The following is a 15,066-nucleotide window of genomic DNA, read 5'->3' as shown; positions in this document are numbered from 1 at the left end:
CGAGGTGGCTCTCGCGCCGCTTCCCTGCACCTAAACAGTCACTCTGCGACGCGAGACGCGACGAGCATCTCGCCCGCCTCGACCATCTCCTCCAGCGGGTTCGAGTCGACGTCCAGCGGGAGGTCAACCCGCCCGCGGCGTCGCGCGGACTCCCAGCACGCGAAGATCAGTTCGGTCGCCTGCAGTGCGTTCTCGGCGGCGAGTTCCGGCCGTCGCCCCTCGTCGAGTGCGCTCACGACGTCCGCGACGGCCCGGTCGATGAACGTGGGGACGTCGGAGGTGAGTCGGTCCACCGGGAGGAACGGAACGCGGCTCCCCACCTGTTTGACGGTGCGCCCGACGAGCCCCGGCGTGGGGCCGTGGATGCCGTCGCCGTCCGTGTCGACCGTCTTCCACCCGCCGGACGTCCGCATCCGGAGGGCGGGACCGCCGTCGACGCCGATCTCGAGAGTCCCCTCGCTGCCGACGAGGCGCAGCTCACAGTTCAGCGTGCTGTCGGCTCCGGTCGAGGCGGTGCCGTAGACGCCGTCCTCGTAGCGCCACTGGGCGATGGCTCTGTTCTCGTTGTGGACGCCGAACTGGAGGTTCTCCTCGGAGTAGTCGATCTGTGCCATCACCCACTCCACCGGCGTCTGGTCGGTGACGTAGCCACAGAGGTCGAACAGGTGCGACCCGTAGTCGTAGAGGTTCGGTCCGCCGACGTCGACCCGCTCCAGCGCGCCGATCTCGCCCGCGTCGAGCAGTCGCTTCGCCTCCCGGAACGGGCCGCCGAACCGCCGCTGGTGGTTGAACGTCAGCTGGACGCCGTGGTCGTCGCAGACGCGCACCATCTCGCGGCACTCCGCCCACGTCTTCGCCATCGGCTTCTCGCAGTGGATCGCCCGGACGACGCCGCTCTCGGCGCAGCCGACGACGATCTCCGCGTGGACCGCCGGGGGGACACAGACGCTCACGACGTCCGGTTCGACCTCCGCGAGCAGTCGCTCGTAGTCCTCGTAGACGCGCTCCGGCGGGATCGCGAACGTCTCGGCGAACGCCCGCGCGTTCTCGACGACGACGTCCGCACAGGCGACGAGGCGACAGTTCTCGAGCCGTTCGTACGCCCGCGCGTGTCGGTACGCCATCGCATAACCGTTCGAGTCGGGGCTGTCCGGGTTCGCGCCAGTGCCGACGACCGCCACTGTGTAGGTCATCTCGCTCCCCCGTACGGACTCCGGTGAGATGAGTAGTCGTTCGATAACGTCGCGTCGACGGGCGGGAACGAGTGCCTACTCCCGACGCCGCTCAGGAGTGGGTCGACCGTTCGGGCGGTCGTTTGCCGAGCATCCCGCGGACGCGACCGGCCGTCCGGGCGAGGTTCCCGCCCGAACGGACGAGCGCGTGTTTCGCCGACCAGCCGAGGTAGTGCATCGGGTGGAGCACGTCGTGGGCGATCCTGAGCCACTGCCAGCGGGTGGTCTTCCCCTGTGTGTCCCAGAAGTACGGCGTCTGGCGTTCGAGTCGGTACTGTTTCTTCCAGTAGCCGAGGATCGAGTCGGTGTAGCAGTGGTGGACGAGCAGCGCCGGGTCGTAGTAGATGTCGTAGGCCGCGACGACCCGCTCGGCGAGTTCCTTCTCCTCGTGGCCCCACGTGATGTTCTCGTCCCAGTAGCCGACCGTCTCGAACACCTCCTTGCGGACGCCCATGTTACAGCCCCAGAAACGGGTGACGTACCGCGGCGACTCGCCGAAACTGTAGTGCGGGGTGAAATGTTTGGCGAAGATGTCGTCGCGTGGGTGGACGACCTTCCCCGCGTAGGCGGCCTCGCGGTCGAGCACCGCCGACGCCCGTTCGAGGTAGTCCGGACACGGCTGTGAGTCGTCGTCGAGGAAGACGAGTTTCTCGGCCGCCGCCTCTCGGATCCCCTCGTTTCTGGCGACCGTCACGCGCTCGTCGTCGCGGACGATCACCTCGTAGTCGTCGAACGTTCCGCGTTCGAGGTACGGGATGCACTCGATCTCGGCTCGTGGCTTCAGCGTCGCGATGATCACGCTCAGGTCGGGCATTGAATAGCTGTACTCACAGGCTGGCGGTCGATTAGTATAGACAACCTAACGGCGCGCCGTCGATTCGGCGGTCCGTCCGGCGGCGCGTCGGCGCGTCACCCCTCGTGGCGACGTCGACGAGACGGGTCAGCGGCGGACCGCCGAGACGATGCTCTCGAGGTTGCGGCCGATCCCCCACTCGAACTGCCGCTCGAAGAGGAACACGAAGAGGAGATACGAGACGACGCCGACGCCGACGGAGACGGCGAGTTCGGCGGCCGCCGGCAGGTCGACGCTCCCGTCGACGAACCAGACCACCCCGGCCATGAGGAGACTCGCCACGGTCGGGAGAGCGATCTCGCGGTAGACCTCGATCGTCCGCAGTTCGAGCATCCGGACGGTGACGTAGATGTCGAGCGGCACCATCGGGAACAGCGAGATGATCGTCACCGTCGCGGCCGTCCCGGCGATGCCGTACGCCTCGGTCAACGGCCAGATGAGGATCGCCATCAGCACGACGCGGATCGCCGAGAGCTTCGTGATGAGGTCGGGACGGTCCAGCGCCTTCCACACCGGGCCGAACGTCTGGCCGAGCGCGCGGAGGAACCCGTACACCGCGAGGATCTGCATCGGGAGCACCATCGACATCCACTCGGGACCGAAGAACGTCATCACGAAGTTCGGGGCGACGACGGCGATGCCGGCGGCGACGGGCGCCGAGACGAACGCGTTCAGCCGAAGCGTCTTGCGGAACGTCTCTCGGAGCATCGAGGCGTCGGTCTGTATCCTCGAGAAGGCGGGGAACATCACCGAGGAGACGACGCTCGTCAACTCGGTCGCCGGCGCGTTCGAGAAGCGGTAGCCGTACTGGTAGAACGCCAGCGCCGCGGGGTTGATGAACCAGCCGACGAACGCGTCGTCGCCCTCGCTGTAGAGGAAGTAGAGGATCGAGGAGCCGGTGATCCACTTGCCGTAGCCGACGAGTTGGCCGGCGGAGTCGCGGTCGAACTCCGGTCTCGGCCGGTAGCTGTGCATCGCGTACGACGCAGCCAGTCGGACGACGTCGGCTGCGACGTAGCCCGCCACGAACGCCCACGCAGTCGGTTCGACCAATGCGACGCCTACCGCGACGACGAACTGCGCGACCTCGCCGCCGATCCTGAGGACGAACTGCTTGTGGAACTCGAGTTTCTTCTGGAAGTACATCACGCCCGGGTTCGTCAGCCCGAACAGCAGCGGCGAGAGCCCGATGACGCGGACGAGATCGGTCGCACGCGGTTCGCCGAACAGCTGGGCGACGAGCGGTGCGCCCAGGAACAGCACGGTGAAGATGAGCGTCCCGCGCAGTAGCTCCAGCACCCACATCGTGTTCAGATGTTCGTCGACGTTCTCCTCCTCTCGCTGGACGAGCGCGGCGTTGAGCCCGAAGTTCGTGAACTTCTGGACCGCGCTCACCGAGAGCAGCGCGATGCCGACCAACCCCAACTCCGACGGGCCGATGAGCCGGGCGAGGATGACGAGCATCGCCAACTGGAGGATCCGACCGAAGGCGTTCTGACTCATCGCCCAGAACGCCCCCTTGACGACGCGCTCTGCGGTGCCCCCGCTCGGGACGATCCGATCTAGGAGCGACCGGTCCCCGCTCATCCTCGCACCTCTCCACCGACACCTGCGCTCATACACGAGTGACCGTGCTCGGACAGTATCGTTATGAATCCAGTAATGGACGGTACGCCGCGATTGCGGTGCGACGGCGACGTTTCGTCACCGCTCAGTGAGTGAGTTCGGCGTAGAGTCCCTCCAGCGAGTCGACGGCGGTGCGCCAGGAGTACTCGCGCTCTGCACGTGTGCGGCTCGTCCGCGCCATCGACTCGATGCGCGTCGGCTCCGACAGCAGCGACGAGAGCGCCTCCCGGAGCGCCTCCTCGTCGCCGGGGGCGACGAGGACGCCGTTGTCGTCGTCGACGAGACTCGGGATCGCGCCGACGGTCGTCGAGACGAGCGCGTTGCCACCGGCCATCGCCTCCAGCAGTGCGATCGGCAGGTTCTCCGCGTGCGTCGGCAGCACGAACACCGACCCCCCGTTCAGCAGTTCGCGTTTCCGCGCCTCGCTGACGTACCCCTCGTACGTCACCGCCGCTCTGCGTGCGGCCAACTCCTCGGAGAGATGTGACAGCGGTCCGGAGCCGGCGATCGTCACCTGCATCCGCACGCCCGCCTCGAGCAGGTCGTCGACGGCGGCGACGAACTCCGCGACCCCCTTGCGCTCGATGTGGTTCGAGACGAAGACGACGTGTGGGGGGGAGGCGTCGTACCGGGGGTCGTAGTCGGTCGGGTCGACGGCGTTCGGGAGGACGAACAGTTTGGCCGGGTCGACGTGGTCGCCGACCACGTCCGACCAGTAGTCCGAGAGGACGACGACGCTCGTACAGCGGTCGAAGACGAACGACTGGAACGCTCCGAGGAGTCGCGACTCCGTGTCGACGAACGTGTCGAACGACGAGCCGTGGACGTGGAGGACGACCGGGACGCGCCAGACGGACGCGGCGTAGAGGACGTAGGCGCTCGACTGGAAGAAGGAGTACCAGTGGCTGGTGTGGACGTGGACGACGTCCGGCGGTCGCCGGAACGGGAACCGGACGAGTTGGACGAACGCGAGGAGGGTCGCCCGGAGGAACTGCCACGGCGTCTCGCTGTCGGGGACGGCGACGTCGTAGACGCGTGTCCCGTCGCCGAGTCGGCGGCGCTGCTCGTGGATGTATCGTGCGATGCCGCCCGTCTGCTTCCCCGCCGGGCCGATCAACAGGATCTCTGTCGCCCGCATGAGACAGATGCTCGTCGCTCGACGGATAGTAATGCAGACGCTTACCCGAGCGAGAGCGAGTGTCCGCGGAGACGGAGACTCCACGGAACCACCGAGACGCCCGTTAGCCGAGCGCTAACCCCCTGCGGCCGGGGCGGTCGGTTCGAGCGGGAGTCCCCGCTGGTCGACGTAGTACAGCCGGTAGTCGCCGTTCGTCCGGACGCGGGAGATCCGGGGGTCGACCGCCTCGTCGACGCGCCGGAAGTCGTCGGACTGGTATCGCAGGCCGTGGAAGCCGACGACCTCGCGGCCGACGTCGCGGTCGGAGACGACGAGATAGTACGCCGGGAACTCGGTGCCGTCGCCGCCGCGGAACCGCGTCACGTTCTCGACGCTGTCCAGCTGCGGCCCCGGAACCCCCCAGAGCAGGCGGTCGGGCCGGTCGGCGTTCAGCGCGTCGGAGAACCGACCCGGCCCGGTTCGGACCTTCGCCAGCGGTGCCTCCTCGGGGAGGTCGTCGAACGTCGCGTCGTAGCCGACGAACTGCGTCTCCGGAGTGTGCGAGGAGGGGACGTAGATGTACGGCGAGGGGAAGTAGGCGACGAGCGACAGACAGACGACGAGCACGCCGACGACGGCGAACAGGGTGCGCCCCCGGTCGCCGACGTAGCCGTCGAGAGACCTCGACGCGTAGTACAGTCCGACCGCTCCGAGGATCCCGACGAGCACCATCGCGAACCCGAGGTGACGGAAGAAGTACGTCGAGACGTTGCCGAGGAACTGGACGGCGAAGAACGGGCCGAGCGTCAGCCCGGAGAAGCCGATGTAGGTGATCACCATCCCGCTGTCGCTCTCGCGTTTGTTCACCCGTCCGAACAGCCTCGCGGCGACGAGCGCGGTGGCGAGGGCGACGTACCCCACTTTGACGAGGAACAGTTTGGCGAACAGTTCCCAGATGCTGACCCCCAACCGGGCCGTCGAGTCGGCACGTTCCCGCGCGATACTGCCCGCCCCCTCCCCGGTGTCGAGGAAGGCCAGAAGCGAGTTCACCGTGTTCGCCGCGAACGAGTAGGTCTTCTCGTACTGGAGCGCCCAGTAGACGAAGATGAGGCCGACGACGAACACCTGTCCGACGAGCAGTCGCTGTTGGAACCGCGTCCCGTCGACGTCGTGTGCGGCCCGACGTCGGTAGACGACGCCGACGACGAGTATCGTCCCGAGGAGGATGATGACGTCGACGGCGACCTGCGGGTGGTAGAACACCATCGCGGCCAGCGGCACCGGCGAGAAGAGGCTCACCGCCGAGAGCCACGACGGGAGCGCGTCGTCGTCCGCGGCCCGGGTGACGTGTTTGAACGTCAGATAGAGGACGAACGGGAAGTACAGCGTCCCGAGGGTGTAGCTGTGGAACCCCGGATGCGTGCTGACGTTGTTCATCGGCAGCATCAACATCGCGGTGACGACGGCGACCGGGAGCACTCGCGGATCGCGGAGGACGACCCACACCGAAAGCGGGACGAACACGAGCGTCACCACCGAGACGGTGAGCATCGCGTACATCAGTCCGTACCGGACGGGGACGCCCATCAGCTGTGCCAGCGAGACGGCGAGCGCGTGGCCGCCGGGGTAGATGAGGTCGTAGAAGCCGAACTCCGGCCCGAGCATCGCCCGTGCCCACCCGAGATGCGTCAGCGCGTCGCCGGAGCCGTAGAAGTAGTAGCTCCGCAGGAACGGCAGCGCGAGGAACGCGACCGTCGCGAGGCCGGCGAGTCCGAGGCCGGCGTAGCGGCCGAGTCGGCCGCCGACTACGCTCGCCGTCAGACCGACGGTGGCGGCGGCGACCACGCCGACCCAGAAGAGGAGCGGGGTCGCCGTGTACAGCGACGGCTCGTACCCCGTGGCGGGGGCCGCTCGCGCCGCCAACACGCCGACCGCGAGCGAGAGATAGCCGACGGTGAGTCCGAGGCGGACGAGACGGCCGGGGGTCGGCGACTCCGTGCGAGACAGCGTCGTCAGCACGCCCTCCTTCCGACTCCCGACCGGATGCTCCGTCGACGTCTTTCGAGACATCTCACTCCCTCACTTCGTCGACCAGATCCGCGGTGAGGTCGACGACCTCGCGGTGGACGCGCTTCGCCGTCGAGAGATCCGACCGCGCGTCCCGGTTCGACAGCGACTCGACGTAGTCGACGATAGCCTCGGGGTCCCGCGAGTGGTAGACGTCGCCGGCCTCGATCAGCGCCTGATCGACGGAGATGCGGGTGCTCGGGAAGAACGACACCGCCGGCGTCTGCATCCGCGCGGCCTCGCGGGCCATCGTCCCCGACCCGGTGAGGACACAGCGAGCGTGCCACGCCAAGTCGAGTCCGGACAGCGCCTCCGGCGGGACGTAGAGCCGCGACTCGTCTCCCCCCTCGGCGAACGCGCGGTCGCCGCTGTCGCGCGGGAGGTAGACGACGTTGATGCCGCGGGCCGTCGCGTCGGCGAGGATGTCGGGGACGATGCTCTCCTCGGCGTCGACGTACGTCGCCGACAGCGCCTCCGGGCGGACGACGACGAACGCCTCGCCGTCGAACGGGAGCCGCTCCGGGAACGTCGGGTCCGGCTCGAACGTCGCGACGTACACGTCCTCCTTGTAGCCGTCGTAGCTGTGGACCCGGTCGGGGTCTGCACCGCGGTCGGTGAGCACCTCCGTCCGGAACGCCGCCGGAACGACGTTGTGAGTCGCCTGCGCCTCCAGTCGGTGGTACAGCTCCTCGGACCGGAGCCCGTCGACGTACGCGCAGATGTCGTTGTCCGTGTAGTGGATCGAGGGGACGCCGCGGGCCTTCGCCGCGAGGACGCACATCGCGTTTCGCGAGGAGAGCGCCACGTCCGCCGTCGGCATCCGGAGCGCGAGCTGTGCGGTCCGCAGCGGGATGCCGAGCTTCCGGAGCGTCGGGTTCTCGTAGTCCCTCCCGACGGTGCGGAAGTCGAACTCCAACTCGCGGGCGAGCGGCACCGTCTCGGTCTTCTCGCGGACCGTCACCGTCGTCCGGACGTCCGGAAGCGAGTCGGTCAACGCCTTGAAGAAGAACGGGTGACACGGGCTCGCGAGGTCGACCCACACGTCGACCGGGCGGTCGTCCGCTCCGACGTTCGTCGGCAGTCGGGTGGCCCCCACCGCGTCACTCATCGCCGCCCTCCTCGTCGGTCGCCGGCGTGACGCCGACCCACAGCGTCACCGAGCGGTACGCCGAGTCGAGCGTGGGCTGTTCCGGAGCCTCGCCCCGGTAGACGAGGTAGGCGACGCGGAGGTTCTCCCCCTCGAGCGTCGGCGACAGTTCGTGGGGTCGCTGCCAGCTCTGACCGTCTCGCAGCGTCCGCGAGAACTGAGTGAGCTCCGCCTGCTCGACGACGCGACCGGCGTCGTCCACCCGCTGGAGTTGGACGACGACGGTGTACGCGACCCGTCGCTGCTCGTAGTTCTCCACTTCGAGCACCAACGCCGCGGAGTCGCCGGGTGCGATCCGGTCGGGGTAGTCGCCGGCGACGAGCGACCCGTCGTCGGCCTCGGTCAGGATCGACACCTGCGTGAACGTCTCGCCGTCGTTGGGGGCGACGATCCCGGCGGTGACGACCACGGCGGCGACGACGATAGAGAGCGTGAGCGCGACGTTCAACGCCCGGTCGACGTTCGGAACGTCCCACAGCGCTCGGAGTCGTCGGACGTCGCCGAACGGTAGGACGTACCGGTCGCTCGGCGGGAGTCGAGCGCGGCGGAGGGCGCCGAACAGCGTTCCGAGGGCGGCCGTCGCGGCCGAGACGCCGAGGAGCGACGTCGTCGCGAACGCCACCGCCGCGTTCGCGGTGCCGAGCAGCCACGCGAACACGGGGACGAGCGCGACGCTCAGTCCGAATCCGACCGCGAGGCGTTCGAGGAGTGGAAGCCCCGCCCGGCCGGAACTGGCGACGCCGGCCATCGGCGACCGGACGTCACGGTCGGCAGAGACGGCTCTCTCGGCCGGGAACAACAGTGTCGTGAGCGCGTACCCCGGCAGAAAGAGGAGGAGCACCCCGCCGAGTACCGCCCGGACCGGACCGCCGACGCCCGCGGCGACGACGGCGACCGGGACGGCGACGGCGACGAGCGTCGCGACGACGTCGCCGACGAGCGCGACGAACGACCGGTTACGCATCGTCACCTCTCCGAACAGACGGTCTGAGTCGGCGGTCGACGCGGGGGGGACAGTCGAGTATCACTGCCACCTCATCGGGGACGGATCCGCTTTGTTATAGCTTCTGTAACGACGGACATCGTCGCTTACCGTCGGGCGTCACGCAGGGTCTCCGATACCGAGGGTCGGCGTCGCCGGCTGCGTGCGTGTCGTTCGCGAGCCGACTCGCGACGACTCCGAGACGACGCGTATCGTCCCGGAACGTTCCGTATAACAAAGTCGCCGAGCGCCGACCTCTCTGCAATGGAGCACACCACCACGCCGCTGGTCAGCGTCGTCATCCCGACGTACGGGCGGCCCGAGTTCCTCCCCGACGCCGTCGAGAGCGTCGCCGCACAGACGTACCCGAACGTCGAACTCGTCGTCGTCGACGACCACTCGCCGGAGCCGGTCGAACCCGTCCTCTCGACGCTGTCGCTCGGGACGCTGAAGTGGCGGTGTCTCAGACACGAGGAGAACAGGGGGGCGAACGCGGCCCGACGGACCGGGATCGAGTCGACCGACGGCGAGATCGTCGCCTTCCTCGACGACGACGACTACTGGGAACCGACGGCCGTCGAGCGGCTGGTCGAGGCGTTCGTCGCGGGCGGCCCCGAGGTGGGTGCCGTCGCCGTCGGCGTCCGCATCGTCGACGCCGACGGCGAGCAGATCGGCCGGACGATCCCGGAGTACGACGGCGACATCACGGAGCGCATCCTCCGCGGCGACCTGCAGGCGGCGACGTTCTCGCGGTTCGCCGTCCGTCGGTCGGCCGTCGAGGCCGCCGGCTACCCCGACGAACGGTTCCCGAGTTGGCAGGACAAAGAGTGGCACATCCGCCTCTCGCAGCGCTGTCGGTACGCCTCCGTCGCCGAACCGCTCGTCGTCCGCCGCGTGACCGGCCACGGGCAGATCACCGACGACTTCGAGCGGAAGCGCGACGTCTCCTACCCGCTTCTCGTCGAGAAACACGGTGCGTTGGCGGCGACGTACGGTCCCGACTGCGCCCGCCAGTTCGTCGGCCACCTGAACGCCACGCTGGGGTTCTCGGCGCTCCGGAACGGCTACTACCGCGACGCTGTCGTCCACCTGCTGCGTTCGCTCCGCTACGACCCGACGCGACGGTCGACCTACGGCTACCTCGCGTTGGCCCTCACTGGTCCCGTCAGCTACCCGCCCGCCCGTCGCCTCAAGCAGTGGCTCTCCGGACGACGAGGACCGGTTCCCGGCTGAACGCTCGGTGAGTCGTGCCGCTCGTCTCTGATTTCGTATCGCGTCTAACACTGTATACCTCGAGTGCTTGAGAGCGAAAACGAGCGAGTTCGTCGACCGATGGTCGTTCAGTCGTAGTGCGACTGCAGCCACTGCTCGACCGTCGTGATCCCCGACACCGCGCCGATGTGGTCGACGTCGCCGCTGAAGTGCTCCTCGGAGAGTTGGCGGAGCCGGTCGCCGTCGAAGAACTCGCGGTCGGCCGCGTCGTCCATGAGCCCCGTCAACGTCGCCGCGAGTCGCTCGTCGCGGATCGACCACTGACTCTGCAGCCGTCGGCCACCGTAGGCCGTCTTCCCGCGAACGCGCTGAATCGACGTCCCGACGACGAAGCCGGCGGCGTGGAGCCAGAGCGGTCGCTCGGGGGCGACTCTGGTCCGTTCGTAGGGGATCGACTCTAACCCGTACCCCAGCTGGCGGGTGAGTTCGAGTTTCGCCTCGGCGGTGCCGAACGGGATCTTCCCCTTCGTCGCCGGCACCCAGCCGACCCGCTGGTCGAGCGGCATCTTCGTCACCGCCCGAAGAAACTCCCCGTGAGCGAACGGGACGCGGGTCCCCGCGCGACTCCGGACGAGTTTGTTGCTGGCGAAGTCGCCCCGCGGGAAGTAGTTGCGGTAGTAGCAGTCCATCACCGTCTCGACGTACCCCGACTGCTGGCTCTTTGCGACCTCCTCGCGGTAGGTCCGGTCGAGGTCGACGTCGCCCGAAAGGATGCGATTCACGAGTTCCTTCGACGTCTGGTGTTTCGCACGGTAGAGTGCGTCCTCCGGAGAGTCGCTCAGTTCGATTGCGGCGCGGCTGAGACCGTCGCCCATCATCCCGCCCTGGCCACACGCCTCCAGCAGGATGTCGGTCGGGTCGGCGATGTTGAAGACGGCGGTGAGGTTCAAGAACGTCTGCCAGCCGAGCATCCCGTCAGTCAGCGTCACGGCGTCCGCAAAGTTGTCGACGAACGGGCCCGGGGTGAGTTCGACCTCCTCGTGTTCCAGTCCGAGGCGGGCGGCCACCTCACGGGCCAGTTCGACGTTGCCGCCGCCGGCGGGGTTGGCGTCGTACGTGTAGGTCAGGAGGTCGACGTGCTGGCTCAGTTCGCCGGCCATCGCGCGACTGTCGAGCCCGCCGGAGAGCCACAGACCGACCGAGCCGTCCATCGTCGCCGCGGAGTCGCGGATGCAGGTCCGGTAGGCGTCGACGAGGTTCGGCATGAACGACGACCGCGCCCGCGTGTCGAACTCGAACGTCCAGTAGCGCGTCTTCTCGACCTCGCCGTCGACGTACTCCAGCACCGCCCCCGAGTCGAGAAACGAAACCTCCTCGAGGAGCGTCTTGTCGCCCCAGACGTGACCGATCATCAGCAGGTCGCCGACCGCCCGCTCGTTCACCGTCGGGTTGTCGACCGTCGACGCGACCGCGTCGAGGTTCGACCCGAAGACGAACCCGTCGGCGAGCGTGTAGTAACAGGAACGTGTCCCGAGTTTGTCGGTGGCGACGACGACGCGGTCGCCGTCGGTACAGGCGACGACGAACGGGCCGTCGACGTGGGGGAGGACGTCGGTCGGGTTCTCGAAGACGCTGCGGAACAGTCCGCCGAGAGAGAAGCCGAGGTCGTCGAGGTTGGAGACGGCGCCGTAGAGCACGCCGGTCACCCCGTCACCGTCCCAGTGTGCCCAGCCGCGCGGGTCTCTCGTTCCGAGATGTGAGAGACCGAGCGCGACGTCGCCGCGAGAGAGCGTGACCGTCTCGGGGTCGCCGCTCGTCGGTGCGCTCGCGAGGAGGTCTGTCAACGTCGATTCCGAGAGTGTACCACCGATGAGTCCTGTCATTGCTAGAGCGGTCACGACACGAGGCTCGTGTGTGCTGGAGAGACGCTTCGTCCGGAGCGGTATTGGTTATACGTCCGCTACGTGACCGAAGTGGACGCCGTTTCGGCGTCGAGGGGGTCAGCCGCGCACCGTCGGCGGTGTCAGCCGTGCGACGCTGGCGTGCTCCGACCGTGACCGTCGGCGACGTCGACGGGGCCGACCCTGGCCGGCTGCCGGCGACGTCGACCCCGTGACATCCCGGTTCGCGGCCGTTGCCGTCGCGTTAACCGTGTTATAACAATGCGCTCGTCCGGCCAAGTCGACGTACCGACACATGTACACGCTCTCACAGCTGAAGCGGGCGGTCGAGACGCCGAATCTCCTCTTTCGCGAGGTGAACCGACTGTACCACACCCGCGGGAACAGCCGGTTCAACCCTAGCGGAGTCGACGTCTTCGCCGAGGAGTGGGACAACCTGCTGCTCCTCGACGCCTGTCGCTACGACATGTTCCGCGACCAGCACGCGCTCCCGGGCCGACTCGAGTCGCGCGTCTCACGGGGGTCGCACACGAGCGAGTTCCTGCAGGCGAACGTCGCCGACCGCGACCTGCGCGATACGGTGTACGTGACCGCCAGCCCGATGTACTACCGAAACAGGGACGCGCTGAACGCACGGTTCCACGAGGTCGTGGACGTCTGGAAGGAGGGCGGGTGGCACGACAGCTACCGGACCGTCATGCCCGAGACTATGGTCCGCTTCGCACTCGACGCGGCCGAACGCCACCCCGACAAGCGGCTGCTCGTCCACTTCCTCCAGCCGCACTACCCGTTCGTCGGCGAGACCGGAGTGGCGAACTTCGACCTCGACGACCTCGCCTTCGAGTGGGACGCCGCCTTCGACGACGGGTTCGGGTTCTCCGACGACCTGCTCCGACGAGCGTTCTGCGAGAACCTCGACGTCGCCCTCCCGCACGTCGAGGAGCTGATGCGTGCACTCCCCGGCAGGACTGTCGTCTCGGCGGACCACGGTCAGATGATCGGCGAGCGCTCCCGGCCGATCCCCAGCGTCGAGTACGGCCACCCGCCGGGCACCTACACCGAACAGCTGACGACGGTGCCGTGGCTGGTGTTCGAGAACGGCCCGCGGAAGGAGATCAGACACGGCGAGTCGACCGCTCCCCCGTCGAACCGCACCCCCGTGACCGCAGACCCGGTCGCGTCGACGACCTCCGACGGGTCGGTGCCACGGCGCGACGACTCAGAACCCGACGACGAACTGGTTCGGGACCGCCTCGAGAGCCTCGGTTACCTCTGAGGTGTCCCTCGTCGGCCTCGACTACGTCTGAGTCAACCGCGTCGGGACGGAACCGGCGTGTTCGGCGGCAGCCTCCGGGTCGCGTCCGCTCGACAGCGCCGTTCGTAGGAGACGTTGCTGACGACGAACTCCCCTTGCTGTGCGAGCAACCACTCTCCCTGTTGGGTCGTCAGCCACGTGTCCGTCTCGGAGACGTTGACGTTCCGGAGCGAACTCCCCGGAGACTCGACGAGCCTGACGACGTGCGTCGCGTCCGACACCGAGAGACAGCAGCCGTCGAGCGTGGAGTTGGGTCGACCGCTGATCTCGATCGTCGGGACGAGTCTCGTTGTCTGCCCCTCGACGACGATGTTCGTCAGCGTCACTCCCCACGGTTTCGCCGCCGTCTTCCCGAGACGGGGACGTCGCGGGTCGTCGACGCGGATCGCTCTCACGCCGGGGACGTCGATGCTGAAACGGCAGTTTCGCACCGTGAACGACCCTGCAGAGCCGTCGGCCCAGATCGCCGCGTTGGTCCTGAACGGTGCGGAGTCGTAGACGAACGAACAGCTCTCGATGACGCCGCCACGCTGTCCTCTGTTGCCCGTCTCCCAGATGATCGCGTTGGGGTTGATGTACTCGCCGACGTTCTCCGGGTGTGCGTCGTTGGTGTCGAGGCGGAACGTACAGCCGCGGACGAGCGTCCCCTTCCCACCGATTCGCAGCGACGCCTGGTTGTTGTTCTCGAAGCGACAGTCGACGACCTCGACGCGTCCCGGAGCGCGCGAACAGTAGACGGCGTTCGTCCCGGTGTTCGCGAAGTGGCAGTTTCGGATGCGAAGCGTCCCGACGTGGTCCTCGCCGAGCCAGAGACAGCCCGCGTTGGCGGTCCCGTCGAGCGCACCGTGTGAGACGATGTGCGTCGGTCCCGTCCGCACGTAGCTGTCGACGACGCCGAGCCCACCCACCGTGAGGATCTGCGGGCTGAGGTTGTCCAGCGCCCCGTGCTGGACGATGGGGTTGAAGCCGACGTGTTCGACGTTCTGCACGCGGAGTCTGTCGTCGAGGCGGAGCACGTTGCCGATCGACCCGTCTCCCGGACCGTGATCGAAGGTGACGTTCTCGAGGAGGAATCCGACGCCGCCGCCTCTGACGTTGACGAACTGCCGACCCTCCCGCGAGGGCGTTCTGAACACCACGTCACCCCGTGTGCGACCGCGACCCAGTATCCCGAGGTTGTCGACCGACTCGACGGCGTGGTTCTCGTCGAACCGATAGACGCCCGGTGGGAACTCGAGCAGCGTCCGTCGACGGACGAGAAACGACGCGAAGGCGTCGTCGATCGGTCTCTTCCCCGTGGGGTCCATCCCGAGGTCGGCGACGGCGTCGAGGACGCGGTCGAACTCGACGCCGTACCGGACGGTGCGCTCCGACCGGTCGGGGGCCGGTCCGGGTCTCGTCGTAACGGGGCCGGGTTCAGGTCCGGGGACGTGCGTGGGAGTCTCGGTCTCCGGTCGCTCGCGGACGATCTCCGAACAGCCAGCGAGAGCACTGACCGTCGCCACGGCGGCGACGAGTCCGAGATACTGGCGACGGTCGACTCCACTCACAGCTGCAGATTCTCTACGTGCGAGTTTCGTTATGGAGCCAATAACGGCTGTGTGGCCTGTTTTT

11 protein-coding genes are annotated in these 15,066 nt (G+C 67.8%); 2 read left to right on the top strand and 9 right to left on the bottom strand.

Annotated elements, in window-relative coordinates:
- Nucleotides 1-38: 38 nt before the first annotated feature.
- From EOHIBHHM_RS10805 to EOHIBHHM_RS10775, 7 genes are all read right to left on the bottom strand, one after another.
- The gene (locus EOHIBHHM_RS10805; RefSeq protein ID WP_497250409.1) at nt 39-1,193 is read right to left on the bottom strand and encodes a Gfo/Idh/MocA family protein; all 1,155 of its coding nucleotides are present in this window, start codon (nt 1,191-1,193) and stop codon (nt 39-41) included.
- A gap of 91 nt (nt 1,194-1,284) precedes the next feature.
- Nucleotides 1,285-2,046, bottom strand: a complete 762-nt coding sequence (locus tag EOHIBHHM_RS10800; protein ID WP_497250407.1) for a glycosyltransferase family 2 protein — start codon at nt 2,044-2,046, stop codon at nt 1,285-1,287.
- 126 nt (nt 2,047-2,172) lie between these two features.
- Complete coding sequence (locus EOHIBHHM_RS10795) at nt 2,173-3,672, bottom strand: lipopolysaccharide biosynthesis protein (RefSeq protein ID WP_497250405.1); 1,500 nt, start codon at nt 3,670-3,672, stop codon at nt 2,173-2,175.
- A 124-nt stretch (nt 3,673-3,796) separates the two neighbouring features.
- Complete coding sequence (locus EOHIBHHM_RS10790) at nt 3,797-4,849, bottom strand: glycosyltransferase family 4 protein (RefSeq protein ID WP_497250403.1); 1,053 nt, start codon at nt 4,847-4,849, stop codon at nt 3,797-3,799.
- Between the two features lie 114 nt (nt 4,850-4,963).
- Complete coding sequence (locus EOHIBHHM_RS10785) at nt 4,964-6,898, bottom strand: hypothetical protein (protein ID WP_497250401.1); 1,935 nt, start codon at nt 6,896-6,898, stop codon at nt 4,964-4,966.
- 1 nt (nt 6,899) lies between these two features.
- Nucleotides 6,900-8,003 carry a DUF354 domain-containing protein gene (locus EOHIBHHM_RS10780; RefSeq protein ID WP_497250399.1) on the bottom strand — a complete coding sequence of 368 codons (1,104 nt, stop codon included), beginning with the start codon at nt 8,001-8,003 and terminating at the stop codon, nt 6,900-6,902.
- Entirely contained in the window at nt 7,996-9,006 is a 1,011-nt protein-coding gene (locus tag EOHIBHHM_RS10775) for a DUF1616 domain-containing protein (protein ID WP_497250397.1), read from the bottom strand. The genes EOHIBHHM_RS10780 and EOHIBHHM_RS10775 overlap by 8 nt, the downstream gene beginning before the upstream one ends.
- 282 nt (nt 9,007-9,288) lie before the next feature.
- Here EOHIBHHM_RS10775 and EOHIBHHM_RS10770 point away from each other — a divergent pair, with 282 nt between their 5' ends.
- Nucleotides 9,289-10,257 (top strand): glycosyltransferase family 2 protein, encoded by a 969-nt coding sequence (locus tag EOHIBHHM_RS10770; protein WP_497250395.1) that lies wholly within the window; start codon nt 9,289-9,291, stop codon nt 10,255-10,257.
- 107 nt (nt 10,258-10,364) lie between these two features.
- On the opposite strand, the gene EOHIBHHM_RS10765 is transcribed toward EOHIBHHM_RS10770, so the two are convergent.
- Nucleotides 10,365-12,119, bottom strand: a complete 1,755-nt coding sequence (locus tag EOHIBHHM_RS10765; protein WP_497250393.1) for an asparagine synthase-related protein — start codon at nt 12,117-12,119, stop codon at nt 10,365-10,367.
- Nucleotides 12,120-12,432: 313 nt separating this feature from the next.
- Between EOHIBHHM_RS10765 and EOHIBHHM_RS10760 the strand changes: the two genes are divergently transcribed.
- Complete coding sequence (locus tag EOHIBHHM_RS10760; RefSeq protein ID WP_497250391.1) at nt 12,433-13,413, top strand: hypothetical protein; 981 nt, start codon at nt 12,433-12,435, stop codon at nt 13,411-13,413.
- Nucleotides 13,414-13,445: 32 nt separating this feature from the next.
- Here the strand turns inward: EOHIBHHM_RS10760 and EOHIBHHM_RS10755 are convergent, their stop codons facing one another.
- On the bottom strand, nt 13,446-15,002 hold the full coding sequence (locus tag EOHIBHHM_RS10755; protein WP_497250389.1) for a right-handed parallel beta-helix repeat-containing protein: 1,557 nt from the start codon (nt 15,000-15,002) through the stop codon (nt 13,446-13,448).
- Nucleotides 15,003-15,066: the final 64 nt, after the last annotated feature.

Source organism: Halogranum roseipondis (assembly GCF_059695585.1).
This window is presented reverse-complemented; position numbering and strand designations above follow the sequence as displayed.

Bases quoted from the DNA above. Each gene is read 5' to 3' on its own strand.
- EOHIBHHM_RS10800 (WP_497250407.1), bottom strand. From the start codon at position 2,046: ATGCCCGACCTGAGCGTGATCATCGCGACGCTGAAGCCACGAGCCGAG.
- EOHIBHHM_RS10805 (WP_497250409.1), bottom strand. From the start codon at position 1,193: ATGACCTACACAGTGGCGGTCGTCGGCACTGGCGCGAACCCGGACAGC.
- EOHIBHHM_RS10795 (WP_497250405.1), bottom strand. From the start codon at position 3,672: ATGAGCGGGGACCGGTCGCTCCTAGATCGGATCGTCCCGAGCGGGGGC.
- EOHIBHHM_RS10765 (WP_497250393.1), bottom strand. From the start codon at position 12,119: ATGACAGGACTCATCGGTGGTACACTCTCGGAATCGACGTTGACAGAC.
- EOHIBHHM_RS10785 (WP_497250401.1), bottom strand. From the start codon at position 6,898: ATGTCTCGAAAGACGTCGACGGAGCATCCGGTCGGGAGTCGGAAGGAG.
- EOHIBHHM_RS10790 (WP_497250403.1), bottom strand. From the start codon at position 4,849: ATGCGGGCGACAGAGATCCTGTTGATCGGCCCGGCGGGGAAGCAGACG.
- EOHIBHHM_RS10770 (WP_497250395.1), top strand. From the start codon at position 9,289: ATGGAGCACACCACCACGCCGCTGGTCAGCGTCGTCATCCCGACGTAC.
- EOHIBHHM_RS10780 (WP_497250399.1), bottom strand. From the start codon at position 8,003: ATGAGTGACGCGGTGGGGGCCACCCGACTGCCGACGAACGTCGGAGCG.
- EOHIBHHM_RS10775 (WP_497250397.1), bottom strand. From the start codon at position 9,006: ATGCGTAACCGGTCGTTCGTCGCGCTCGTCGGCGACGTCGTCGCGACG.
- EOHIBHHM_RS10760 (WP_497250391.1), top strand. From the start codon at position 12,433: ATGTACACGCTCTCACAGCTGAAGCGGGCGGTCGAGACGCCGAATCTC.